General features: G+C 45.9%; 20 protein-coding genes. 8 read left to right on the forward strand and 12 right to left on the reverse strand.

Features of this window, described 5'->3' with window-relative positions:
• Positions 1 to 461: 461 nt before the first annotated feature.
• Positions 462 to 1,028 (forward strand): NUDIX domain-containing protein, encoded by a 567-nt coding sequence (locus tag AC0YNT_RS03760; protein ID WP_475803418.1) that lies wholly within the window; start codon positions 462 to 464, stop codon positions 1,026 to 1,028.
• A 597-nt stretch (positions 1,029 to 1,625) separates the two neighbouring features.
• On the opposite strand, the gene AC0YNT_RS03765 is transcribed toward AC0YNT_RS03760, so the two are convergent.
• The 4 genes from AC0YNT_RS03765 to AC0YNT_RS03780 all read right to left on the reverse strand — a co-directional run bounded on the left by AC0YNT_RS03765 (position 1,626) and on the right by AC0YNT_RS03780 (position 5,888).
• Positions 1,626 to 2,570, reverse strand: a complete 945-nt coding sequence (locus AC0YNT_RS03765) for a ribose-phosphate diphosphokinase (protein ID WP_441889704.1) — start codon at positions 2,568 to 2,570, stop codon at positions 1,626 to 1,628.
• Between the two features lie 194 nt (positions 2,571 to 2,764).
• Complete coding sequence (locus AC0YNT_RS03770; RefSeq protein WP_475803419.1) at positions 2,765 to 4,075, reverse strand: ABC transporter substrate-binding protein; 1,311 nt, start codon at positions 4,073 to 4,075, stop codon at positions 2,765 to 2,767.
• Between the two features lie 124 nt (positions 4,076 to 4,199).
• Positions 4,200 to 5,030: a carbohydrate ABC transporter permease gene (locus AC0YNT_RS03775; RefSeq protein WP_475803420.1), complete on the reverse strand. Its 831-nt coding sequence runs from the start codon at positions 5,028 to 5,030 to the stop codon at positions 4,200 to 4,202.
• Positions 5,031 to 5,888: a carbohydrate ABC transporter permease gene (locus tag AC0YNT_RS03780; RefSeq protein ID WP_167280079.1), complete on the reverse strand. Its 858-nt coding sequence runs from the start codon at positions 5,886 to 5,888 to the stop codon at positions 5,031 to 5,033.
• Positions 5,889 to 6,049: 161 nt separating this feature from the next.
• On the opposite strand from AC0YNT_RS03780, the gene AC0YNT_RS03785 reads away from it, so the two are divergent.
• Positions 6,050 to 7,882 (forward strand): cache domain-containing sensor histidine kinase, encoded by a 1,833-nt coding sequence (locus tag AC0YNT_RS03785; protein ID WP_475803421.1) that lies wholly within the window; start codon positions 6,050 to 6,052, stop codon positions 7,880 to 7,882.
• Positions 7,879 to 9,492 (forward strand): response regulator transcription factor, encoded by a 1,614-nt coding sequence (locus AC0YNT_RS03790; protein ID WP_475803422.1) that lies wholly within the window; start codon positions 7,879 to 7,881, stop codon positions 9,490 to 9,492. Before AC0YNT_RS03785 ends, AC0YNT_RS03790 begins: the two co-directional genes overlap by 4 nt.
• Positions 9,493 to 9,750: 258 nt before the next feature.
• Here AC0YNT_RS03790 and AC0YNT_RS03795 read toward each other — a convergent pair whose 3' ends face one another.
• From AC0YNT_RS03795 to AC0YNT_RS03820, 6 genes are all read right to left on the reverse strand, one after another.
• Positions 9,751 to 10,512, reverse strand: coding sequence for an SDR family oxidoreductase (locus tag AC0YNT_RS03795; RefSeq protein ID WP_475803423.1), 762 nt, complete (start codon positions 10,510 to 10,512; stop codon positions 9,751 to 9,753).
• On the reverse strand, positions 10,509 to 10,883 hold the full coding sequence (locus tag AC0YNT_RS03800; RefSeq protein WP_475803424.1) for a MerR family transcriptional regulator: 375 nt from the start codon (positions 10,881 to 10,883) through the stop codon (positions 10,509 to 10,511). The genes AC0YNT_RS03795 and AC0YNT_RS03800 overlap by 4 nt, the downstream gene beginning before the upstream one ends.
• A 740-nt stretch (positions 10,884 to 11,623) precedes the next feature.
• Positions 11,624 to 12,517, reverse strand: a complete 894-nt coding sequence (trhO, locus tag AC0YNT_RS03805) for an oxygen-dependent tRNA uridine(34) hydroxylase TrhO (RefSeq protein WP_475803425.1) — start codon at positions 12,515 to 12,517, stop codon at positions 11,624 to 11,626.
• A 4-nt stretch (positions 12,518 to 12,521) separates the two neighbouring features.
• Positions 12,522 to 12,776, reverse strand: a complete 255-nt coding sequence (locus AC0YNT_RS03810; protein ID WP_167279957.1) for a DUF1450 domain-containing protein — start codon at positions 12,774 to 12,776, stop codon at positions 12,522 to 12,524.
• Between the two features lie 6 nt (positions 12,777 to 12,782).
• On the reverse strand, positions 12,783 to 13,706 hold the full coding sequence (gene trhO, locus AC0YNT_RS03815) for an oxygen-dependent tRNA uridine(34) hydroxylase TrhO (protein WP_475803426.1): 924 nt from the start codon (positions 13,704 to 13,706) through the stop codon (positions 12,783 to 12,785).
• Positions 13,707 to 13,806: 100 nt separating this feature from the next.
• Positions 13,807 to 14,700 carry a LysR family transcriptional regulator gene (locus tag AC0YNT_RS03820; RefSeq protein ID WP_475803427.1) on the reverse strand — a complete coding sequence of 298 codons (894 nt, stop codon included), beginning with the start codon at positions 14,698 to 14,700 and terminating at the stop codon, positions 13,807 to 13,809.
• 107 nt (positions 14,701 to 14,807) lie between these two features.
• Between AC0YNT_RS03820 and aroC the strand changes: the two genes are divergently transcribed.
• The 4 genes from aroC (at position 14,808) to AC0YNT_RS03840 (ending at position 21,077) form a co-directional block, all read left to right on the forward strand.
• Entirely contained in the window at positions 14,808 to 15,863 is a 1,056-nt protein-coding gene (gene aroC / locus AC0YNT_RS03825) for a chorismate synthase (protein WP_475803428.1), read from the forward strand.
• A gap of 82 nt (positions 15,864 to 15,945) precedes the next feature.
• A complete protein-coding gene (locus AC0YNT_RS03830; RefSeq protein ID WP_415639887.1) occupies positions 15,946 to 16,635 on the forward strand; it encodes a TerC family protein in 690 nt (229 codons plus the stop codon).
• Between the two features lie 132 nt (positions 16,636 to 16,767).
• Positions 16,768 to 17,199, forward strand: a complete 432-nt coding sequence (locus AC0YNT_RS03835; protein WP_475803429.1) for a DUF4830 domain-containing protein — start codon at positions 16,768 to 16,770, stop codon at positions 17,197 to 17,199.
• Positions 17,200 to 17,399: 200 nt separating this feature from the next.
• A complete protein-coding gene (locus AC0YNT_RS03840) occupies positions 17,400 to 21,077 on the forward strand; it encodes a rhamnogalacturonan lyase family protein (protein WP_475803430.1) in 3,678 nt (1,225 codons plus the stop codon).
• A 56-nt stretch (positions 21,078 to 21,133) separates the two neighbouring features.
• Here the strand turns inward: AC0YNT_RS03840 and acnA are convergent, their stop codons facing one another.
• Positions 21,134 to 23,842, reverse strand: coding sequence for an aconitate hydratase AcnA (acnA, locus tag AC0YNT_RS03845; protein WP_475803431.1), 2,709 nt, complete (start codon positions 23,840 to 23,842; stop codon positions 21,134 to 21,136).
• 273 nt (positions 23,843 to 24,115) lie between these two features.
• Here acnA and AC0YNT_RS03850 point away from each other — a divergent pair, with 273 nt between their 5' ends.
• Positions 24,116 to 25,135: an LLM class flavin-dependent oxidoreductase gene (locus AC0YNT_RS03850; protein ID WP_475803432.1), complete on the forward strand. Its 1,020-nt coding sequence runs from the start codon at positions 24,116 to 24,118 to the stop codon at positions 25,133 to 25,135.
• A gap of 77 nt (positions 25,136 to 25,212) precedes the next feature.
• Here the strand turns inward: AC0YNT_RS03850 and fabV are convergent, their stop codons facing one another.
• A complete protein-coding gene (fabV, locus tag AC0YNT_RS03855; protein WP_475803433.1) occupies positions 25,213 to 26,403 on the reverse strand; it encodes an enoyl-ACP reductase FabV in 1,191 nt (396 codons plus the stop codon).
• Between the last annotated feature and the right edge of the window lie 39 nt (positions 26,404 to 26,442).

Raw genomic sequence — 26,442 nt, forward strand, 5'->3', positions numbered from 1 at the left:
TCAGCTGTATGTCTTCACCTAATCTTCTGCCTCCCATATTGGATCATCTCCCTTGTCCTAAGTTTAATTTATTGGAAGGGAGTACTCCAGTTTAATTAGGGGGCCTAAGAGTTTCCTCCAATTTATTGAACCTGATAAGCCTACTCCGGGTTGTAAGGTGCCGATTATGCTGTATCATATCCAATGTAGCTGAGATAAAGTCGAACTAAAGTACGATCTTGCTGGATAAAATACAACCTGATTCATTAAGACAAAAAAAGTAGCCCACATCTGGGATGTGGGCCAAAAGACAAGCTATATCAAATAGGGAGTATGGTTAATTATGTTCTCCCAATATTAAACAAAGCTGAAAAGAACGTTAGTTTCACATAAAAAAATGCGGGCATATCGCGGCACAGCTAAGGTATAATGTTCACTATATTATGAGCGAGTCAATTATCGGCGATGAGGGAGACTTTTATATGGAAAATATTAATTTTTGTCTCGCATGCGGGGATAAATTAGAAGTTCGGAACATTGGCGGAGAGGACCGCAAGGCATGTCCAAGCTGCAGCTTTGTTCATTGGGGTAACTACAGCATTGGGGTAGGTGCTTGTGTTGTAAAAGATAATAAAGTACTGCTCGTTCGCCGCGCCCAAGAACCAGGTAAAGGTTATTGGACAACGCCAGGTGGTTATATTGAACAGCTGGAGCATATTAGAGGCTCGATTGCCCGTGAAGTTTGGGAAGAGACAGGCGTTCGTGCGATTGTTACCAAAATTATTGGCCTGCGTGACCGGCCTCATACCGTTCATGATGTCTATATCACCTTCGAGATGGAGTACATAGACGGCGAGCCACGTCCTGACGATGTGGAGGTAGACGGAGCAGGCTTCTTCAGCCTTGAGGAGATGGAGTCGATGAACGTCGCTGATCTGACAGCATGGCAGGTCGATATCGCCCTGAACGGCGGCGAAGGCGGCTTGCATGAAGATACCCATCCAATCCGCGAAAGCCTCAAGAAATACGGGTTGTACCGGACGAAGTAAACTCCAAATGACGCTTCAAACTGAGAACAGTTTGAAGCGTCATTTTTTATGTAAGTAGGAAAGGAAACAAAACGAGTATGTCGAATTAGGGAAATATGTAAATATTATCAAATTTTAATTTGAAGAGAGGCTTGCTATGAATAACTGGACTACAATTATCTTTCTCACTATAACGAGTCTTATTATCGTATCGAACACATTAGCTTCAAAAGAGAGTCGTGTAAATAAGGTTTCCTTCTTTATCTGGAAGATTAATCAAAGAACATTTCTCTACGTGTTGTTGGCCTTTCAGGCACTTGCATTAACCTCGCTTCTAGTTACGACACTTAGTTAGGAGATAGAGGGTAAACTGAATCAAAGCTAAGAGAGCCCCGGAACTATGTCCGGGGCTCTCTTATTTTTCCCTGTCCCTCCCCTGGATAAACAGGGGGAGGGACGAAGCATTTGTTAGGAAGAGGGTGCGGAAGGAAAGTATCGTTTGAAGGAGCGCAGCGTTTGCCTTTGGGAGTCTTGAAATCACATTTAAAATTCTAATCGAATTTCAAGATCCCAACGCAACCGAAGATGATACTTTCCTGCAGCACTTAACTAACTTCCTTACATCTGCTTCGTCTTAAACAACGTGTTTATCGACCCGCCGTTATTAATAATCTTCAAAGCCGTAGCAAGCAGCTCCGCCATAGGCAGCACAATAAACTTCTCCGAATGGTTCGGATCAATTGCAATCGTATCCGTAATAACGACCTCTTTAATGTAGGGATGCGACAGCTTCTCGAGTGCATTTTCCGAGAATAAGCCATGCGTAGCACAGATATAAGCGTCATTAGCGCCACGTTTGTGCAAAGCTTCAACAACATTGACAATTGTACCGCCTGTATCGATCAAATCCTCAATAATTATCGGCGTCATGCCTTCGACTTCACCGATAATATGCGTAATTTTTGTCTTGTTGTGAGCTGGACGATTCTTGATCATAATCGCAAACGGACAGTTCATATAGTTGGCAAGCTTCTCAGCAGTTGTTGCACGTCCGGCATCCGGGGAAACAACGACTGGATTCTTAATATTCTTTGCCTTCAAATAATCGGTAATAAGATCAAGAGCTGTAATATGATCAACCGGAATTTCGAAAAAGCCTTGGATCGCATCGGCATGAAGATCCACGGTAATAATGCGGTCGGCGCCTACCGTTGTAAGCACATCCGCAACCAGCTTCGCGGAAATAGGTTCACGCGGGGCTGCTTTACGTTCCTGTCGAGCATAGCCGTAATAGGGCATAACGATATTAATCGTCTTTGCGGAAGCCCGCTTTGCTGCATCTATCATGATCATGAGTTCGACTAAATTCTCATTTACCGGGTGAGACAAGGATTGAACGATATAGACATGGGCAGAACGAATCGATTCGATATATCTTAAGCTGATTTCTCCACTTTGCAGCCTGGAAATCTCAATGTCCCCAAGCGGAACGTTAAGCTGCCGGCATAGCTCTTCTGCTAGCGGGCGGTTCGATGAACCGGAAAAAATTTTTACATTTTGCATCCGCTTGAATCCTCCTGAAAAGAAAATGATAAATATTTTTGTGGTAACTCTTGCTTTGTAAAACCTTTATCTTGCGATATACAGTTAGTCCCATTATAGCCTTTCTGTTTGCAAATTCAAAATGACCTGTGTCCGAAAAAGAAGAGCGGTCTTGAAAAGTCCGCTTGAGACCTTTCAAAACCGCCCTAATCCTCTTATTTGCTTACGATATCTTGGATTGCTTTCTCGAGCTTGTCGAGGAGCTGATCTTTATCAATTGATCCGCCTTGGTATTCTTGCATTGCAGCACCCCAGCCTTGTGGTACGCCGTCTGGATAATGGCCCCACAACCAGCCGCCTGCAGTTGCCGCTTGCTCGGATACAGCTACACCCATTTGGCCGATTTCATCAGCTGTAGGTTTGATCGAAGTAAGGGCAGGGATGAATTTGAATTCTTTCGTCAAGTACGATTTGCCTGTGTCGGATGTAACCATCCAGTTCAGGAACGCTTTTGCTTCTTCTGCATTTTTGGATTTGCTGTTTACGATCCAGAAGTTTGCAGGTCCTGTGTAGATGTGTGCATTGCCGCTGTCGTCAATTGGAATAGGGAGAAGGCCAACATTCAGCTTAGCAACTTTATCAACGTCACCTTGGATCCAGTTACCTTGTTGAATCATCGCTGTTTTACCCGAAGCGAAGTTTGCAACTTGTGTAGCATAGTCAGTGGTCAGCTTGTCTTTTTGGCTGTATTTGAAAACAACGTCAACGTAGTTAATCCATTTTTTGAATACATCATTATCTTTGAAGTTTGCGCTGCCATCTTTTGTTCCATTGATGAAAGCAAGTGGATCTGGCTGCTCAGCAAGGGCAACGTTGATCGTGTGGTGACCGATCGACCACCATTCGTTGGTTGTCGAGAATGGCGTAATGCCTGCTGCTTGAAGTTGTTTTGCTGCTGCTTCAAGCTCTGTCAACGTTTTAGGAAGAGCTGTGATGCCAGCTTTTTCAAACAGGTCTTTGTTATAGAAGATACCGTAGCCTTCGATGTTCATCGGCATACCAAGCAATTTGCCATCTACTTGTGCAGGAGCAGCAGCTGCTGGGATAACATCCTTCGCCCATCCTTCGCCGGACAAGTCTGTTGCACGGTCATAGTAAGCTTCAAGAGCAGCATTGCCTTCGGAGTTAAAGATCTCTGGTTCAGAGCCGGAAGCGATTTCAGCTTTCAGCAGGGCATTGTAATCTTCGCCGCCGCCATGAGTTTCAACTTCTACTTTAACACCAGTTTCTTTCTCATATTGTTCAGCCATACGGTTGAGTGCATCGGCAATCTCAACTTTGAATTGGAATACCTTGATTGTTACGTTCTTTTTCGGAGTAGTAGTAGCTTCTGTTGTTGCATTGGCCGATTCAGCAGGCTTGTTCGTTGCTTCAGAACCTGTGTTATTGTTGTTGCTGTTGTTACCACAGCCGGCAGCCGTCAAAGTCAGGATTGCTGCAGCGAGAAGAATAGAAAGCTTTTTCATTTCGTTAACCTCCCCATGAATGTGAAGCAGTTGTCAATCTGTTCTCTTTACAAGTTTGATTATATGGAAGCTTAAAGCCAAGAAACACAGACGTTTTTGTCGTGAAAAGTGCAAAATATTGATTTTACCCTTTAAGCGATCCGGAAGAGATGCCTTCGATAATATGTTTTTGAAGCATGAGGAACATGATAATGATTGGTGTAATCCCCATGGTCAGACCGGCCAACGCGAGATCCCATTGCTTCGTATATTGCCCAAAGAAGCGGGTAATCGCAAGTGGAATGGTCGTCAAATCCTTGTTGGAGCCAATAATAAGAACAGGCAGCAGATAGTCATTCCAAATCCATAAGCCGTTCAAAATAATGACCGTAACGATAATAGGACGAAGCAGCGGGAATACGATCCGCCAAAATACGCCGTAAGGCGAGCATCCGTCAACAACAGCAGCCTCTTCAATCTCAAGAGGAACACTCTTGATAAAGCCATGGAACAGGAATACCGACAGAGACAATCCAAATCCGAGATAACAGACGACAATACCAAACAAGTTAGCGCGAAGCTCCAGGAAGCTTGTCACGCGTACCAGCTGAAGCATAACCGATTGGAACGGAATGATCATCGCCGAGATGAAGCAGGTAAATAGGATTTTATTAAAAACGGTAGGCTTCCGAACAATCCGATAGCCGGTCATCGCACTAATGATGACGATGCCTGTTACGCTGATGCCGGTAATCAGAATGGAATTCCACAGCGCTTTCGGAAATTTAATAATATCCCAAACCTTCGAGTAATTCGAGAAAAGATACTTGTCCGGGAGCGATGCGGCGTCCACCATAATTTCGCCTAAAGCTTTAAGCGAATTGACGAGTACAAAGTAAAAAGGTGCAATGAAAATAAGAGCAAGCAAGATGGCCGCAGCTGCAATAGCCCAGTGCCTGGAACGGGAAGCTGTCATTTAAGCTTCGACCTCCTTCCGTTTGGTCAGCCATACTTGTGTGACGGCAATAATCGATACTGCGAAGAAGAAGAGCATCGCTTTGGCAGTACCTAATCCGTAGCGGTTGTTAACCAGCGCCTCGGCATAAATGTTATAAGCAAGCGATTGGGTAGAAGTACCCGGACCACCTTTGGTCAAGGACAAGTTTAGATCGAACATTTTGAAAGCACCAGAAGTGGTTAGGAATAAACATACTGTAATGGCAGGCATGACGAGCGGCATAATCACTTTACGAACCGTCTGCAAGTAACTAGCGCCATCAATTGTTGCTGCTTCCATCAAGTCCTTTGGTACTCCAACAATTGCAGCGATGTAAATAACCATCATGTAGCCGGTAGTCTGCCAGACGAAGACGATCACGAGTCCCCAGAAGCCGGTCTCAGGAGTGCCAAGCCAAGGAAGCTCGAAGAAGTGCCAGCCTGTCATTTCGCCAATTGTTTTGAAGCCCTTGGTGAAAATGAACTGCCAGATGTAACCAAGCAGAATGCCGCCAATCATGTTTGGCAGGAAGAAAATCGTCCGGAGCGTATTCCGGCCACGCATTGGTCGGGTTAACAAAAGCCCGAGGAGAAGTGCCAATATATTCGTCACAACAACCGTAACGACCGTAAACTTCAGTGTGAATTTAAAAGCTGCCCAGAACTTATCGTCATTCGTAAAGATCCGGTGGATGTTATCCATACCGATCCATTTGGCCTTATCCAGATCGAGGCCGTTCCATTCTGTGAACGAGAAGTAGAAGCCAAGCAGGAACGGAATAAGTACGATAATCGTGAAGACGATCATACCAGGTCCGACAAATACAAGCTGCTGCATCCATTCGTTTGATTTTTTTCGTAAGTTCACTTTTGATCCCCCTTGAAAATGTGACTTCAATGTCGATGTGTATAGCTAGACTATAAACAGTTATTGAAATTTGAACCACCGATAGATATGATGGGTTTGGTGTAATATATTGACCTTGGGGGTAGGACGTCATGTTTGCATTCGCAACAAGTATTAACCGAAAATTGATGGCGCTCTTGCTTGCCGTTACGATTATTCCGATCACCGTATCCATGATTATCTCGAATTATTACATCAAGGATAAGGTTACGGAGCAGTCGATTCACGAGAATCAAAATCTGCTTGCATTAGGCAAAAACAATATATTAGGCTATATGGACAAGATCAACGAAAATTCGCTTGATGTGTATTTGAATATCAATAAGTCCAACTCGCTCTATGCCTTGATCGAGAGAGGCGAGTCGCCAAATGTGAATGTGCCGATGTTCGATGAGAAGAACAATTTGCAGATTTACACCCATATGCTGAACATCTATCAATCAACGAATGGGATTCTGCAAATCCAGCTGCAAATTGGGGATGGCAAACTTACGTATCTGATGGCGCGTGGATTTTTCCGGAGAGGCATCAATCAGCAGCTGGAATGGCCGGCAGGCCATGGGACAAGCCCTAAACCGTTTGTTGAAGCGACACATACGAGTGGTCATTATAATTTGGATTGGAGTCATGCTGTCAAAGAGGAAAGCGTTTTCACTCTGCGCAGGCCGATCATCAGGACACCTAGTGATGAAGTCATTGGTTACCTCTCGATGGATGTTAAGTCAGCTGACCTCAATCAGATTTGCAAGCAGCTTACGATGTCGTCTGAGGAACAGCTTTATCTTATCGACCGAAGCCGAAATTTTGTATGCTCAGTGAATGGTCAGGAGGACCAATCACAGCTGAAATGGACCGATCAAGTGCTGGCCTCTGACCAGGAAAACGGCGTCATTAAGTGGAAAGATCAGTTATTTTCCGGTATTGTGATCTATGATACACTGAGTACCAATTATATGGATTGGGTTGTTGTGAAGCAGCTGCCTTACTCGTATTTATACGAAAGTGCAACGACGATCCGGACGATTAATACATCCGTAATCGCGATCTTTATGGTGCTTGCGGTCATTGCCAGCTTCTTAGTTACCTATCAGTTTACGAAGCCAATCAAGCGGCTGATTGGCCATATCAATCAGGTTCAATCCGGTAATTTCAATGTTGTAGTTCCGGTGCAGCGGAAGGACGAAATTGGTATTTTGGCAAGGCGATTTAATACGATGATTCATACGATCCGGGACTTGATTAACAGCGAATATCGGCTTGAGATCGCGAACAAGACGAATCAGCTGAGGGCGATGCAGGCCCAGATTAACCCGCATTTTCTGTATAATGCCTTGCAATCCATTGGAACGCTTGCTCTTCATGCGGGAGCACCAAAGGTCTATACACTAATCACTGCTATTGCAAAAATGATGCGTTACAACATGAATACAAGTGAATCCGTTGTTCCATTTGCGATGGAGCTTAATCATGCGAAAGCTTATCTCGAGCTTCAGCAGCAGAGATTTAATGAGCAGCTGACCGTTCATTATGAGATTGATCCGGCGTCATTGCATGTGCAGGTACCTAAGATGCTGCTGCAGCCGTTGATTGAGAACTATTTCAAGCATGGTTATGAGACATCCGGCCGAAACGGCATCCTGCAGCTGTTCTCTGAGGTAACAGATGAAGGCAGATGGCTGACGGTGCGGATCGAGGATAATGGCAGCGGGATGGACCCGGATAAGCTGCGGGAGCTACAGCAGCTATTGTTCCGTTCAACAGGAGCGCTGCTGGAGGAACAGAAGAGTATCGGCATCAGCAATGTATGGATGCGTCTGAAGCTCTATTACAACGAAGAAGCGGAGATGAGTATTGAATCGGCGCCCTCGGGCGGGTTCATGGTCACGTTGAGATTACCTGTACAAGAGCTGGAGGAACGAGCATGAATATACTCATAGTGGATGATGAACAGCATGTACGCGAAGCCATTAAGCTGCTGATCGATTGGGAACAGCTAGGCATTCATCAAATTTTTGAAGCAGATAACGGTGATTCTGCCATTGAGCTGCTTGGAAAGATTCAACCTGAAATTGTGATAACAGATATGCGGATGCCAAACCGGGATGGCGTGGAGCTGCTAGCCTGGATGAAAGAGCATGGTCGTAAGAGTAAATCAATCGTCATCAGCGGTTATGATGATTTCCATCTGGTGCGAAGCTCTATGAAATATGGCGGTCAGGATTATCTGCTTAAGCCGATTGATCCCGAGCAGCTAACAGAAGCTCTTCAGAAAGCGAAGCTTAGCTGGGAACAGGAGGATCAAGCACGTAGACTTGATCAGCAGCGTAGTATCGAGATCAATCAGATTAAGCCGGTGTACCGGGATAAGCTGTTCTCGACCATGATTAGTGAAGCTGGATCAGGCGTTCAGGTGACTGTGCCGGCGGTACTGAAAGAAGAGTTTGGGCTTGAAAATGTGGAGCAGTGCCAGGTCATTATTCTTAGCACGGGAATGCTGGAACCACAAATTTCCCGCAAATTTAACGGTAATCGGGATTTGCTTACTTTTTGCCTGATTAATGTGTGTAACGAGATATTAAAGCAGAAAAATAGCGGCTTTGCTTTCCGGCATTGGAACAGCGATCATGAGATTATTATTTTGCTATGGCATCGGCTCACGGAATGGGAAGCTTTATTGGCTCTCATAACAGAAGGTATCCTAAATTCGATCCATGGAAAATTCCATTATGGAGTAGGACAGGCGCAGCCTTTTCCAAACGGATTGTTCTTATCGTATCAGGCTGCCCGCTCAGCATTGAAACAACGGAATTTGCTTGCGGAGAGCAGCTATATTCATCGAAGTGAACAAGGCTTTACAACAGGTGTCTATTCCTTAAGTATCGCATCTTATGAGGAACGTTTCCGGCTTGCGGTTTGGAGCGGCAAAGAGAAAGATATTGAGACGGCGGTGGAAAGTTTCCTGGATGCTGCCCGGGATCTGCCGGCTATTAGTCAGGAACAGGTTGAACTATGGCGCTTTGAATATGAGTCTATGCTGAGTCGCTGGCGGCAGGATCTTGCAGCGAAACAGGAGGTACAGACAAGTTCTGAGCCACCTCCAGGTCTGCCATTATTCTTATTACTGGATGAACAAGGAAGACTTTCATTGGAATTATGCAGACGTGAGCTTATTAACGGACTTACTGTTTTTGCGGCACTAACCGGTGCTGGTGGTAACAAAGAGCACAGCATCATGCGCGATATTGCGAAATATATGGAGCAGCATTATAACCGTGAGGTTACGCTCCAAGATATATCCGAGCGTTTTTATTTGAGCAGGGAATACATTTCACGCCGATTCAAGCAAGAGATGGGAGAGAACGTATTCGACTATCTGGGGCGTATTCGGGTGGAAAAAGCCAAGCTGCTGCTGCAAAATCCGAATCTGAAAATCGCTCAGATCGCCGAGATGGTCGGCTATGATGATGATAAATATTTCAGCAAGGTGTTTAAGAAGTTTGAGGGGCAGTCGCCTAACCAGTACCGGAAGTTATGATGCGCACAATTTAACTGAAGGTTCAAGCGATAAACTACGAATTCGAATGTTCTTCCGACCGCTGTTGCTCTGGGATTCCTTGATTAGAGTGGTTCATGTGGGAATCCCAGAGCAAAGGCGGGCGCTGCGCTTCTTCAGAATCATTCGAGCTTCTTCGTTTTCGTTTAACCTTCTTAAAAAGTGCTATCATAAGGGAAAAAGCAAAAGGAAAGGAGCTCGCCATATGGCAGCTCCTTTTTGGTTAGCATGAAGATCAGGTTACTCGATCATATTTTTAGTTGCCTCGTACATGTTTGCTGCGTATTTGTCGATATCATCACGAGACATACGGAGGCGGTCTACGGAGGTGCCGTAGCCGATTTCGCTTTTGCCTTCTTCGAGCCCTTGGAATATGCCGTCTGCGAAGGCGTCGAGAGGTTCGCCATGCACATGAAGACCTGCTCCGCCTAGGTTGGTGTTTACTGCCGGAGGTGCAACCTCAATGACTTCAACCGATGTATCCGAAAGCTGGAGTCTAAGCCCCATTGTGAAGGAATGGAGAGCCGCTTTTGTAGCGGAATAGATCGGTGCAATTGCAAATGGTGTGAAGGCTAGTCCGGATGTAACGTTGATAATCGCCGCATTTTCTTTAGCTGCAAAGAAGGGAGCAAACAGCATTGAAAGATGGAAAGGCGCTTCGATGTTAGTTGTAATCTCTTTGGCAAAATAACTCCAGTCATTCTTTACATCCGCATTGAGCACGCTGAAACGCTGCTGGATCCCTGCGTTATTAACCAGCACATTGACTTCTGGATAATTTGACGTAACCCAATCATACAAAGCAATACGTTCAGCTTCACTATCCAGATCACTGACACGAGTAATGAGGCCAGGTGTTTTTTCTTGTGCCTCTTGCAGGACATTCTCACGTCGTCCAGTAACAATGACGGTGTTGCCGGCTTTTAAGAAGCGTTCTGCAAAAGCTAATCCGATTCCTGAACTTCCGCCTGTAATGAGTATTGTATTTCCTGTAAGTTTCATAATAACGCCTCCTGAATGCGATTAGTGTAACGTGTGATTTTCTCTTCAATCCCTTTCAGGGATTCATTCATTAACGAAATTTCAGCAAGCACATCTTGCTTATGTTTGTTCATCATCTCTAGTCGCAGCTCGATCGTGCTGTCCCCTTCGATTATCCAATCGATATATTGCTTGATTTCACTTATTGACATATGGGTGTTTTTCAAACAGCCAACCGTTACAAGCAGTGAAATCTGATCCTCTGAAAATAACCGTCTGCCAGCTTCATCACGCTCAATTAACGGCAGTAATCCTTTCTTTTCATAAAAACGTAAGGTTGATTCCGGAATGTTTAATCGGGCAGCAGCTTCGCCAATGGAATAATACTTCATCTGGAGTCCTCCAATTTATTGTCGACGGGAATATCATACGACTTAAACCTTGGTTTAAGTCAAGAAGAAAGCATAAAGAAATATTTTTCTAAAAGGTATCCACAGATTAAGAAAGGTTGAGCAGGAGATCTTGAAAAATTTGTTGAACTATTTTGGGAATGAAAATAAAAAATAGTGAGGTAGAAGCATGGGAAGTGATTATCAAATCCCTATACTGCTTAAACGACTAATTAGCTGGGAACGAGGGTTTTCACACGAGGTCGAGTACTTAGAGACTCCAACAGGACTTTTCTTAGGAATCGATTTTAAAGAAAAGGAAGGATATTTCTGTACACCAGTGGATTCATTTCCATTCGCACGTACAGGAGTTGATGGTATACAGAGAAAAAGCAATTGTACAAAACTCAATTTCTGAAACGTTTAACATATCTCCAATATTGAACCCTATTATATATGCAGGAGAGTCGGCTTGAACGTAGTCTGCAAGTATCAACCTTAACAAAGGATCCTTTAGGTATAGTGTTATCAAAAGAATTATCAGGTGAGATTGAGGTTCTGATAGCTTCCGTTCGGGATTTTCAGTATTCAGCTTGTTTTGACAGAGCTATCATTGAGTCTCTCGCTAAGGTGCTTATTCAATTGGGATTCATCCATGAGGCACAGTCTTTACTTGCTCGAATGCTGCAATAACCCGATCAAAAAACCGCCACAGGAATGATCCTGTGGCGGTTTTTATAACTTTAGCTCGCTTTACACTCGTCCGAACAATGTCCTTCATGCTCTGCTTCACATTCCTCGCAGCAGATATGGCGCTGGTCGCATGTGACATTCTTGCAGTTGACGTAACGGTCTTCCGGCTTGCCGCAATGATGGCATTTGGCAATGATAACATCCTCATCCGTCCGGTTAATTGGCACGGAGATACGGTCATCAAAGACATAACATTTGCCGTCCCAGAGACGACCTTTTACTTCTTCGTCTTTGCCGTACGTCACGATGCCGCCTTCCAGTTGGGCAACATTGGAGAAGCCTTCTTCTAGAAGAACAGCTGTCAGCGTCTCGCAGCGAATACCACCCGTGCAATACGTTAAGATTGGCTTATTCTTCGCGTCTTCAGGCAGATTCTTGCGAATCCATTCCGGAAATTCACGGAACGACTCGACGGTAGGGCGAATCGCACCACGGAAGTGGCCGATATCATATTCGTAATCATTCCGTCCGTCAACGACAATCACATCTTCATGCTGCAGCTGATCGTAGAACTCCTTGGGTGACAAGCGTTTGCCAGTCTTCACATTCGGATCAAGCTTCTTGTCGTAACGCAGGGTTACTAACTCTTTCTTATGACGGACGAACAGCTTCTTGAATACGTGGCCGTCCGAATCATCAATCTTATAGGTAATGTCTTTAAAGAGCGGATGCTCATTCATATACGCCATATAAGCATCGGTTTGCTCAATTGTCCCGGAGCAAGTACCATTAATTCCTTGCTCAGAGATGAGAATGCGGCCCTTCACGCCAAGCTGCTTGCAGAAGCGAAGATGCTCAGCGGTCAATTGCTCAGGGTTTTCCACATGCACGTATTTATAATAGAGCAGAATACGGTAAGATTTATTTTCGATAGTATCGGTCATTGGCTTACTCTCCAAAAAACTGTTTGATTTCCTCTTGCACAGCTTCTTCTACCTGCTTGAGACATTCTTCCTTCGTATCTGCATAGATACGGTTCTCATTCACCATGGCATACGGTCTTGCCCGGCACAAATTACACATATTCAAGCAATCCGTGCGCATAACTGCAGCTTCCGGGAATTTATCTTCAATCTCCTCAAGAGGCAGCAGTGCCATCTCGTTACGGGTACATACCTCGACGACAACAAGCCCTAGTCCCATCGTTTATCACCGACCTGATAAAACTTTTAATTGACGTTTTGGTTCGTCATTCACTTTGCACTCTGGCGAGCAGTAGCTCTCATGCTCAGCTTCACACTCAGGGCAGCAAATATGCTTACGGTGGCAAAGATCGTCCGCACAGTTGATGTAGCGGTCTTCTGCTTTGCCGCAATGATAGCATTTGCCGACGATAATATCTTCGTCCGTCCGGTTGATCGGTACGGAAATACGCTCATCAAACACATAACATTTGCCGTCCCAAAGATGGCCTTTTACTTCTTCATCTTTACCATAAGTGACAATGCCGCCATCCAATTGAGCAACATCAGAGAAGCCTTCTTCAAGAAGTACGGCTGTCAAAGTCTCACAGCGGATACCGCCTGTACAATAGGTCAGGACGGTTTTGTCCTTTGCATCTTCAGGCAGGTTTTTGCGAAGCCATTCCGGAAACTCACGGAACGATTCAACCGTAGGACGGATAGCACCACGGAAATGGCCAATATCATATTCATAATCGTTGCGGCCGTCGATAATAATAACGTCATCACGTTGCAACTGGTCATGGAATTCCTTCGGCGATAGGTGTTTACCTGTACGTACGTTAGGATCAAGCTTCTTATCATAACGAAGGGTAACAAGCTCCTTCTTATGACGAACGAAGATTTTTTTAAACACATGGCCTTCGGATTCATCAATCTTGTAGACCATGTCTGCGAACAGCGGATTGCTGCGCATATGCGCGATGTAAGCATCTGTCTGTTCAATTGTACCGGAGCAAGTGCCGTTAATGCCCTGCTCGGAGATAAGAATGCGGCCTTTTACACCAAGATCTTTACAGAATTGAAGATGCTCGGCAGTAAGCTCTTCAGGGTTGTCTATATGCACGTACTTATAGTACAAAAGAATACGATAAGGTTTGTTTTCGCTCATGTCTAACGCTCCATTATTTAAGATTATCATTATATGTTAAAACTCTTAAATCACTTAGTCAACAACGAACAAGCGATACTTCTTGTCTAAATCAAGGTATTTATTGGGTCATTACCTCTTTCAGGAAAATAGAGGAACTGGCTGGCAATGTTGCATCTTTCCTTGTGACGACACCAATGGCACGTGTAGGCAGCGCCTCAAGCAATTGAACCTCAAATAACGTACCGTTATCCAGCTCCTGCTGTGCAAATCTACGGGTAATAAAAGCAGTCCCATAACCTCGCTGCGTGAACTCGATAATCATCTCCGTACTAGTCAGTTCAATGTCCGGCTCCTTATAAATGCCATGAGCAGCAAGCCAATGCTCGACAAACAAACGCGTACTGCTGCCTGCCGTGGGTAATAATAAAGGAAGCTTAAGCAGCTCCCGAACGGAAATTGGTTCAGAGGCAAGCTCGCGGTAGGCTTGACCAACTAAGAAACAATCTTGAATAGCCATTAGGGGCTGAATAGCAAGCTCTTGATCGTCAAATGGCAGATGCACGAAGCCAAGATCAATATTTTCTTCCTTTAACTGCTTGGATATTTCATTTGTCTTGCTTTGCTGTAGACGGATCCGAACCTGCGGATGCTCAGCATGAAATTTATCAATATAAGGCAGAAGAATATGTTTAATAATTGGACCACTTGCGCCTATACGAAGTTCACCGCCATGCAGATTTGCAAGCTCGAGCAGCTTACGTTCGCCACGCTCAATAAGCTGGAATGACTGCTCGATATAATCGAATAGTGCTTTGCCTTCAATAGTAAGCTTGACTCCTTTAGAGCCGCGGTCAAATAATTTGACGCCAAGTGAATCCTCAAGCTGCTTAATGGCATAGCTAACTGACGGCTGAGTAACGTGAAGAATTTGAGCCGCCTTTGTGAAGTTGCCTGTTCTTGCCGTATACAAAAAAATACGGTAGCTCTCCAAGTTATTTAATCCGTTTGGCATAAACCCTCTCTATCGCAAGGCTATTGTATTGTGATTTCATTTATTGCTCTTTTGAAATTATAATGAATTTAATCGAGATAGTCAAAAGAGAAAGGTTGGTTTTTAATATGTCAGGAAGCAGCTTTGGCACTCATTTCAAAATGACCACGTTTGGTGAATCGCATGGCGAGGCAGTAGGCGTTATTATTGACGGTGTTACTCCAGGAGTTGAACTTACAGAAGCGGATATTCAAGTACAAATGGACCGCCGTAAGCCAGGTCAATCCTCGGTTACTACACCACGTAAGGAATATGATATTATCCGTATTTTGTCTGGTGTATTCGAAGGCAAAACAACAGGTGCGCCGCTTGCTGTTATGCTGAACAACACCGATATGAAATCGAAGGATTATGAGTCGAATCGTCGTTTGTTCCGTCCCGGGCATGCGGATTTCACATATGTACAAAAATATGGCCACCGCGACCATCGTGGAAGTGGACGTGCATCGGGCCGGGAAACGGCTGGTCGTGTGGCAGCTGGTGCGATTGCACGCAAACTGCTGGAAAGACGCGGCGTATCCATCGTTGCTTACACGAAAGAAGCTGGTGGTATTAAATGTGAGACACTTGATGAATCCATCATTGAAAAAAATCCAATGCGTGCAGGTGATCTGAATGCGGCGGAGAGAATGGTCAAACGCGTGGAAGAGCTGGCGGCAGCAGGCAACAGCTGCGGCGGTGTTGTAGAATGTATTATTCGCGGTGTGAAACCGGGCATTGGCGAGCCGGCATTTGATAAGCTGGATGCAGAACTGGCGAAAGCGATGCTGTCCATTGGTGCGGTTAAGGGCATCGAATTTGGCGCAGGCTTTGCAGCTACAACGATGCTTGGCAGCGAACATAATGATGAAATGGACGCAAATGGCTTCTTGACTAACAATGCTGGCGGTATTGTTGGCGGGATCAGCACGGGTCAAGATATCGTTTTCCGTATCGCGGTTAAACCAACCTCTTCGATCTCGCTGCCGCAGCAAACGGTTGACGAAGAAGGTACGGAGCATACAATTGAAACGATTGGCCGTCATGATCCGTGTATCTGCCCTCGTGTTGTGCCAGTAGTGGAAGCGATGGCCTGCATGGTTGTTGAAGATTTGTACAAGCGGAACACCGCTCTTCATGATTAATTATCAATAATTATTACAACCCTTGTGAAAAATAAACTATAATGATTGTTATTATGGTTTATCTTGCAAGAAAGAAGGGGAATTGGACTTGACGCCGTTTGAATTTTTAACTACTTTGCTGTCCATTGTATTTATTGATCTTATTCTGGCTGGCGATAATGCGATTGTTATCGGTATGGCAGCGAAGAGGCTGCCGAAAGAGCAGCAAAAGAAAGCGATCCTGTATGGTACATTTGGGGCGATATTGCTTCGAATTGTTGCAACATTACTTGTTGTTTATTTACTCGATATTCCTTGGCTGCTTGCTGCAGGGGGAATCGTACTTCTATGGATCGCATACAAGCTGCTTGTACAGGAAGAGGACCATGGCAACATTAAAGCAGGCAACACGCTATGGGCTTCTGTGTGGACGATCGTCATTGCAGATGCCGCAATGGGACTTGATAACGTTATTGCAGTAGCGGGAGCCGCAGGTGGTCATAAGCTGCTTGTGATCATCGGTCTCTTGATCAGTATTCCTATCGTGGTATGGGGAAGCACCTTGTTTATTAAGCTTCTGAGCAAGTTCCCTTGGATCATCTATGCGGGCTCGGCTGTGCTGGCTTACACCGCTTCGAAGATGATCACCCATGAGCCAGCTTGGAAAGATTGGTTCGACGATAATCAGGTTATCAGATGGCTTATTATCGCCATTGCAGTTGTCGCTGTGCTTGGAGCCGGCTTATGGACGAACGAATGGAAGAAGAAGCATCCAACAACAGCACATGAATAAAAAATAAAGGGCTGTCCTAAGAGCAGATTTACTGCTTTTGGGACAGCTTTTTTTTTATGCTTGTTCGTGCAACTTTGCTTCAAATGAAGCGTCTGGGATATAGAAAAGGAAAAAAAAGGGAGGTAAACGCTTTTGAAATTAAAAATAGCAGCGCTTATCATCATTCTAATTATGATGAGTGGATGTACGGAGGATAAGAAGGAACAAGTTGTAATTGGTAATCAACTACATATTGCTTATCTGAAGGATTACGGGTGGAGTATTCATCGATTTGGCTCAGAAATCAAATACGCAGCGGGAACTTTACGTGATTATAAAGAGCATCTGGATACCATACGAACTCAGGGGCAAATAGATTTGACTCCATTTCTTAACCAGGAAGTTATAGAAACCGGCTATATATTGAATGAGAAAACAAATCAATATAATCAGATCGTAGGTTACATTTTAGAATCACACGGAGAGATTATAGGTGGTTATTTGGAATTTAATAACGAGGTCGAACAAGCGGATGGAACCATTCGAATTGAGCTGGGTAAAATAACGCCGATGCAAATGCACTGATTTTTAAAGGTTTAGTACTGAAATTTGAGTAGAGATTTCCAAGTAAATCCCCTATGATAGGGCTGGTCCAACAATCAACGAGAAGAAAGTGCATAGTTAAGTTCATGTAACAGGTATCAGACATCGGATAAGAAAGGAGGAGCTTGACTAGGATCCCCATCTTTACCTATGGCAGTTACAATGAATGGAGGCTGAATTTGATGCATTTTTCACGGAAAAGATCGGCTTATTCCAAGCTGTTAGTAGCTTTAATGGTCTTTACTTTATTAGTCCCTTTGAATATCGCTCCTGCTTATGCGGCAGATGCGGCTGTTGTGAATGAGGATTTCTCTACATATCCATTAGGTCCGCTCACAATTGGAAGCGGTAACAATTGGACGAGGGAAGGAACTGCACCTGTTGTTGAGGTCAAGAATGATCAGCCAACAGAACGCACCTATGCCGCTATCAGCCATGATCTGACGGGTTCCTCTTATTTCGGTCAGCGATTTGCTCCTCAGACCGGTGGTATGATTCTACAATTCGATATCAATATGCCAACAAACAAAGGCGGAACCTTCTGGGTAATGGAAGGGAAAGTAAATGCAACTAATGCAGCGGTTACTCGCTTCCAGATGGATGCGGGGATCTTCAAACGATATAATGGTCCAACCCTCGTCACCTACGACTCCACGCACTGGTATCGTTTTACGATGATCTACAATATACCCAAAAAGAAATACGCCTTGAACATCGTAGATTTGAATACGGGTGAAACCGTGAGCTCGAATGAAGATTTCTACAGTGCACGGGAAAGAATAAGCAGCTTTGGCTTCTTCACTAACGCTGGCGGCGGACGTTACAATCTGGCTAACGTAAAAGTGACTTCGCTTGATCTTGCTCTATCGGATCTGCAGCTTAGCGCTGACGACTTTGTTCCTTCCTTCTCTTTTGACCCAACGAATGAGAATTACAGCTTTGATGTGCCGTACTCCTCGAATGAACTGACGGTTACTCCAACAGCAAGCAACGCTGATGGTGTCAATCTGAAAGTAGGGGATTCAAGTGTAGCAAGTGGTGATCCCATTACCTTACCTTTAACGGAACCTTCAACAACGATAGACGTAACGGTGACCTCAAATGACTATACGGATTTATCCCGTACGTATACTCTGCAAGTTAATAAGCTGGACAGGGCCCCTGTTGTAACGGATGTTTCAGCCGAAGGGCATGATGGTAAAGTACAAATCGGCTGGAAAGCACCTCTTGATCCTGCCTATAAAGCTGCGAATATCTACGTTGTGAACTCGGATGGTTCAGAACAGCTTGCCGCTACTGTTCCTAAAGGCGAGTACATTGCTTCTATTAACGGACTGGAGAACGAATCGGTCTATACCTTTAAAGTAACAGGTGTGTATGCCTATGACGGTGAAGGCGATACGGAGTCTGCAGCGGTAAGTATAAGCGAGACGCCTAAGCAGGTTCCAGCTAGACAAATGGAGGATTTGGGAAGAGGACTCGTAGCGATTGAAGAAGATGGTCATGTCTTTGTTTCCTGGCGTCTGCTGGGTACTGAACCGGACAATCTCGGATTCAATCTGTATCGTAATGGCGCCCAAATCAACACTGCTCCCATTCAAACCAGCACCAACTATGTTGATGAGAATGGAACTTCGGATTCTTCTTACTACGTCCGTGCAGTGCTGAACGGTACGGAGCAGGAGCCTTCTGAGACAGTAACACCTTGGAATACCAACTACCTCACCGTACCTATTCAAAAGCCTGCCGATGGCGTAACAAGTGTTGGTGAGGCATATACTTACCGCGCGAATGATGCTTCCGTAGGTGATCTGGATGGAGACGGAACTTACGAAATCGTATTGAAATGGGATCCAAGCAACTCGAAAGATAACTCCCAATCGGGTATAACAGGCAATACGTATTTGGACGCTTACAAAATGGACGGCACACGTCTATGGCGAGTCGACATGGGTCCAAACATTCGCTCTGGTGCACATTATTTGCAGCCAATGGTTTATGACCTGGATGGAGACGGCAAAGCAGAGGTTGCAGCTCGGACAGCTGACGGAACGATTGATGGTACCGGGACCGTAATTGGCGATGCCGCTGCGGATTACCGGAATTCTGGCGGGTATGTGCTGGATGGTCCGGAATATTTCTCGATATTCGAAGGATCAACCGGCAAAGCACTTGCTACGGAAGATTATGATCCGCCAAGAGGCAATATCGGAGACTGGGGAGATACGTACGGTAACCGAATTGACCGGTTTGGCGCAGCGATTGCCTATTTGGATGGACAGCGTCCAAGCCTTATTTTGCAACGTGGTTACTATACTAGAATGGTGCTCGTCGCTTACAACTGGAGAGATGGTGAGCTGAGCAAAGTATGGAAATATGATTCTCCGAATCCTGGATACGGGCAGGGGAACCATCAGCTTAGTGTTGGTGATGTAGATGCTGACGGCAAGGATGAGATCATTACCGGCAATACAGCTGTAGATGATGACGGCACTTTACTTTGGAGTACTAAGCTCGGTCATGGCGATGCCATGCATCTAGGCGACTTGATTCCTTCGCATCTTGGCCTTGAGTTGTGGACGGTGCAGGAGGAGACAGGCAGTCCTTACTCGGCAACGATGATTGATGCACGGACAGGTACACCGTTATATGGACAGCCTCAGGTTGGCGCGGATACGGGCAGGGGCTTGTCGGCTGATGTAGACCCAAGATATGAAGGTGAAGAATCATGGGCCATTGATGCAATGAAGTCGGCAGCTACGGAAAGCAACCTGAACGGCTTCATGTACAATGCTGAAGGTACGAAGATTTCAACCGAAATTCCGACTTCTAACTTTGCTATCTGGTGGGACGGCGATTTGAGCCGTGAGCTTCTAGATCATGATTGGAATGCTGCTACAGGCAATGGTGTTCCGAGGATTGATAAATGGGATTATGAGAATAATCAGCTCGATCGTATTGAGACTTTTAGCGGTACATTTTCCAATAACGGGACAAAAGGCAACCCCTCTCTGCAAGCAGATCTTCTAGGCGACTGGAGAGAAGAGGTTGTTGTTAGAACGGAAGATAGCAGTGCGCTTCGAATCTATTCCACAACAGCTGTTACGGATCAGAAGATACGTACGTTGATGCACGATCCGATATACAGGCTGGGTATCGCGTGGCAGAACACAGGCTATAATCAGCCGCCGCATACAAGCTTCTATCTGGGCAACGGAATGGATATGCCAGCAGCACCTAATATTTATCTTGTAGATACAACGGCGCCATCAACATCCGATAATGCTCCTAATGGATGGGTCAACCATGATGTAACCGTTAACTTAACGTCTAGTGACAGTGTTTCCGGCGTTGCAGCTACTTACTATACACTGGATGGAGGTTCGAAACAGGAGGGGACGTCGCTTCAAGTTACCGAAGATGGCGAGCATACGCTTGTCTACTGGAGCGAGGATCACGAAGGCAATGTAGAGTCTTCGCATTCAGTTAGTATTCAAATCGATAAGACAGCACCTGCATTGAAGGTGACGCTCGATAAAACAGAACTGTGGCCGGCGAATCATAAGCTGTTTAATGTAAATGCTGTCGTAGAAGGAACAGATTCTACTTCGGGGATTGCTTCCGTTGTATTGACCTCCATCACCAGCAATGAGACGCTGGCAGCAGGGAAGGATGCGGATATTCAAAGCGCTGATTACGGCACATTGGATCAGTCGTTCAGCTTGCGTGCAGAACGTTCCGGCGGTGTGGATGGACGTACTTACACAATTACGTACACAGTAACCGACAAAGCCGGTAATGTAACGAATAAATCTGTTACCGTTATTGTCCCTCATGATCAATCGGTTAAGAAAGATTAGCAGGGTATAAAAAAAGGTGAGCCGCGAAGGCTCACCTTTTTCTTATTAAGAATGAATTAGTTCTGAATCATTTGGCGCAGTACAGTTTGCAGGATACCGCCGTTACGGTAGTAGTCAACGTCCACAAGGGAGTCGAGGCGTACGATAACTTTGAATTCCAGTTGCGAACCGTCTTCGCGAGTAGCGATTACGGAAACCAGGTCACCAGGTTGAACATCGTTCGTCAGACCAACGATATCGAATGTTTCAAAGCCTGTCAGACCAAGCGCCTGCCAGCCTTGGCCAGCTTGGAATTGAAGCGGAAGAACACCCATACCAACCAGGTTGGAACGGTGGATACGTTCGAAGCTTTCTGTAATAACGGCTTTAACACCCAGAAGGAACGTACCTTTTGCTGCCCAGTCACGGGAGCTGCCTGTACCGTACTCTTTACCGCCAAGTACAACCAGGTTTGTTTTGTCTGCTTGGTATTTCATCGATGCTTCGTATACGGAAGTTACTTCGCCAGTAGGCTGGTAAGTCGAGAAGCCGCCTTCAGTACCTGGAGCCATGTGGTTACGAATACGGATGTTCGCGAATGTACCACGAACCATCACTTCGTGATGACCACGACGGGAACCATAGGAGTTGAAGTCTTTCTTCTCAACGCCGTTAGCGATCAGATATTTACCGCCCGGAGCATCTGGACGGATGCTGCCTGCAGGCGAGATATGGTCAGTTGTAACCGAGTCGCCAAGAGCAAGCAACGTTTTTGCTGCTTTGATGTCTTCAACGTCACGGATGCCGTCAGCAAGGCTGTCGAAGAACGGCGGGTTAGCGATGTAAGTGGATTTTGGATCCCACTCGTACAGTTCGCCTTCTGGTACTGGAATAGCGTTCCAACGTTCGTTTTGCGTGTATACATTCTCGTATTTCGCACGGAACATTTCTGGGGACAACGAAGCGCTCATCGCGTCAGCGATTTCTTGGTTTGTTGGCCAGATGTCTTTCAGGAAGACAGGCTCGCCTTGCGGATCGAAGCCGATTGGCTCGCTTGCAAAGTCGATGTTAACTGTACCAGCAAGTGCGTATGCAACAACCAGTGGCGGCGATGCCAGGTAGTTAGCTTTGATTTGCGCGTGAATACGGCCTTCAAAGTTACGGTTACCGGACAATACTGCAGCAACTGTCATGTCGTTGTCAGCGATAGCTTGGCTAACGTCGTCTGGCAATGGACCGGAGTTACCGATACAAGTTGCACAGCCATAACCTGCAACGTGGAAGCCAAGAGCTTCAAGCGACTCAAGCAGGCCAGCTTTTACGAGATAATCAGTAACAACCAGGGAACCTGGAGTCAGCGAGCTCTTCACGTATTCTGGTTTAACAAGACCACGAGCGACAGCTTTCTTCGCAACAAGGCCAGCGCCAACCATAACGCTAGGGTTAGAAGTATTTGTACAGCTTGTGATTGCGGCCAGTACAACTGCGCCTGCTTTCATTTCGCTGACTTTGCCGTTAGCGTGGTTAATAGTAACAACTTCTTCTGTTTTCTCTTCTGTCAGGCCGTAACCGCCTTTGTCGACTGGCTTGCGAACGATTTCGTTCCAAGCTTCTTTCATCGAAGTCAGCTCGATACGGTCTTGCGGACGTTTAGGACCAGCAAGGGAAGGTACAACAGTCGCCAGGTCAAGCTCAACCACTTCAGTGAAGGTAGGGTCTGGCGTTGCATCTGTACGGAACATGCCTTGAGCTTTGTAATAAGCCTCAACCAGCTCGATTTGCTCTTCTGTACGGCCAGTAGCGCGCAAGAATTCAAGCGTAGTTGTATCAACAGGGAAGAAACCAACTGTTGCGCCATACTCAGGAGCCATGTTGGCAACTGTAGCACGGTCAGGCAGGCTGATGTTCGACAAGCCGGAACCGAAGAACTCGACGAATTTGCCTACAACGCCTTTTTTACGAAGCAATTGAGTGATTGTCAGGGCAAGGTCAGTCGCCGTAGCGCCTTCTGCCAAGCTGCCAGTCAGTTTGAAACCGATAACTTCAGGAGTTACGAAGTAGAGTGGTTGACCAAGCATACCAGCTTCTGCTTCGATACCACCTACGCCCCAGCCAACGATACCAAGACCGTTGATCATAGTCGTATGGGAGTCAGTACCTACAAGGGAATCAGGGAATACGAAAGTTTCGCCGTCAACTGTTTTTGTAGCAGCAACGGATGCCAGGTACTCCAAGTTAACTTGGTGAACGATACCTGTATCTGGTGGTACAGCACGGAAATTATCGAATGCCGTTTGTGCCCAACGGAAGAAGCGGTAGCGCTCTGCATTCCGTTCGAACTCGATGCGTTGGTTGATTTCCAGTGCGTCTGGGGAACCAAACGCGTCAACCATTACCGAGTGGTCGATTACGAGATCGACAGGTACAAGCGGGTTGATTTTTTTAGGGTCGCCGCCAGCTTTTTTAACTGTTTCACGCATTGCTGCAAGGTCAACAACAACTGGTACACCAGTCAAATCTTGCAGTACGATACGGGAAGGAATGAATGGAATTTCTTTGTCATCGCGGTTAACCGCCCAGTCAGCCAGTTGTTTCACATGCTCTTTCGTAATAGCACGGCCGTCGAATTGACGAACTGCGCCTTCGAGCAATACTTTAATGGAAAATGGAAGTTTAGAAATTTCGCCGAGTCCTTGGTCCTCAAGTCCTTGCAAACGATAGTAAGCATACGACTTGCCGCCGACTTCCAGGCTGGACCGTACAGAGTATTGATCTTGGTTTGCCATGTGCGGGAATTCCTCCTTGGAATAATGTTGACGATTTTGCTTGTTTCATTCTGTGAAACTCTATTTCAAAAATCGTTATGTCTTTATTATAGCTCGAATAATGGGGTTTCGTAAAGCGTAATCAAACAGTCATTGGCGGAAATTCGGGGGATTTTTGTACAGACTAAGGAGGAATTGCTTATTGCATTCCACGAGTCACTTACTAATGTATAGCAGAGTGAAAGGAACTTCGTTATAATGGACATGATGTCATGAGGAGAAGGAGTGTTAAAGATGTCTTCAATTAAAAAGCTTGGCAACGTCAAGCTATCCATATTAGATCTTGCACCAATTGTTGAAGGTTCTACCGCGTCTGACGCATTGCGCAACAGCCTTGATCTTGCTCAGCACGCAGAAAAATGGGGTTATACTCGTTACTGGGTTGCTGAACATCACAGTATGCCTGGTATTGCTAGCTCGGCTACTTCGCTAGTTATTGGTCATATTGCCGGCGGTACATCAACCATTCGAGTTGGCTCAGGCGGTATTATGCTGCCAAATCATGCCCCGCTTGTTATCGCGGAGCAGTTCGGAACGCTGGAATCACTTTATCCTGGGCGAATTGATCTTGGTCTTGGACGTGCTCCAGGCAGCGACCGGCAGACGATGATGGCGCTGCGGCGTGATTTGTATGGCGGTGGCGGCGAGAACTTCCCGGCCATGCTTGAGGAGCTTCGCGGGTATTTTAGAGGGCCGGAGTCCGAGAGAGCGGTTCGTGCTGTGCCTGGTGAAGGGCTGGATGTGCCGATCTGGCTGCTTGGATCGAGTGACTTCAGCGCAAGACTAGCTGGAGAGCTTGGCCTTCCGTTTGGCTTTGCGAGCCATTTCTCGCCGGACTTTACGCTGCCTGCGCTGGACATTTATCGCAGCAGCTTCAAGCCATCGGCTTATCTGGATAAACCGTATGCAATGGTGGGAGTGAATGCGATCGCAGCCGATACGGATGAACATGCCGTATGGCTTGGTACAACACTGGAGCAGCAGTTCCTCAACCTTATTCGAGGCGGAGTACCTAGAAAAATTCAGCCACCAGCTGAGCTGGAAGGACAAGCGAACCCTCATGAGCTTACGGCTGTTCGTAATCAGCTTCGGTCATCCATTAAGGGCAGTCCGCTAACTGTTGAAGAGAAGCTAAATGCGTTCATTGAGCAGACTCAGGCGGATGAAGTGATCATCAACTGTGCAATCTATGATCATCAGGAGCGGCTCAAGTCATATGAGTTGATTGCTCAGCTTGGACTGAAAGGGCAGTAAAGGTTACTGGCCTTATGTTTGGAGCACAAAAAGACGGAGCAGGTGAGTAAACTGCTCCGTCTTTTTGCATCTATTAATTAGCGAAGATTTGGAATGTCTACTTCTGGGCTTGTGTCTGCTTCATAATCAACGCCGTCGGTTTCAAAGCCGAACAGCTGGAAGAACTCGCGGCGGTAGCCTTCAAGATCAGACAGCTCATACACGTTCTCCGTTGTAATCTCGCTCCACAGCTTGTCTACTTCTGCTTGTACATCTGCACGCATTTCCCAATCATCCATACGGATGAGGCCTTTTTCGTCAACTGGTGTTGGGCCATCAGTATAGAGGCGTGTTGCGAACATACGGTACATTTGCTCGATACAGCCTTCGTGGATGCCTTTTTCCTTCATCACTTTGAAGAGGGTCGAGATGTACAGGGGAACGACAGGAATCGCTGAGCTTGATTGCGTAACCAATGCTTTAGCAACCGCTACATAAGCACGTCCTCCAGTGGATGACAGCTGCTCAGTCAGACGGCGCGCTGTAACTTCAAGATCGTTTTTTGCTTTACCGATTGTTCCGTCGCGGTATACAGCATGCGTAATTTCTGGACCAACATAGGAGTATGCAAGAGTTGTTGCGCCTTCAGCAAGAACGCCTGCCGCTTGCAGCTCGTCGATCCACATTTGCCAGTCTTCGCCGCCCATAACAGTAATCGTCTGGCTGATTTCTTCTTCAGTAGCCGGTTCGATTGTAGCATCTGTAACAACGCCATTATGGAAGTTAACGGTTTTGTTCGTGTACGTTTGGCCGATTGGTTTAATAACAGAATTGAACACTTCGCCAGTCTTCGGATGAATGCGGCGTGGTGCAGCAACGCTGTATACGACCAGATCAACCGAGCCAAGCTCAGTGCGGATCAGATCGATAGTTCTTGCTTTCGTTTCGTCGGAGAAAGCATCACCAGAGAGGCTGAACGATTTCAAGCCGGCTTCTGCAGCAGCTTTCTCAAAAGCTGCGGAGTTGTACCAGCCTGGCTTAGCTGTACGGGAGCCTTCAGCTCCTTTACTGGTGAAAACGCCAACCGTGCTGGCACCTGCGCCAAACGAAGCCACGATGCGTGATGCCAGGCCGTAGCCTGTAGATGCGCCAATAACAAGCACGTTACGGGGACCTTCAATTTTTGGCTGCGACTGCACATATTCTACTTGGCTCTCAACTTGCTTTGCGCAGCCTACTGGATGAGAGGTTGTACAAATAAAGCCGCGTGATTTTGGTTTGATAATCATATGGTTAAATTCCTTTCTTCATTAAATTCATATGTATGG

This window comes from Paenibacillus sp. J22R56, assembly GCF_056269375.1.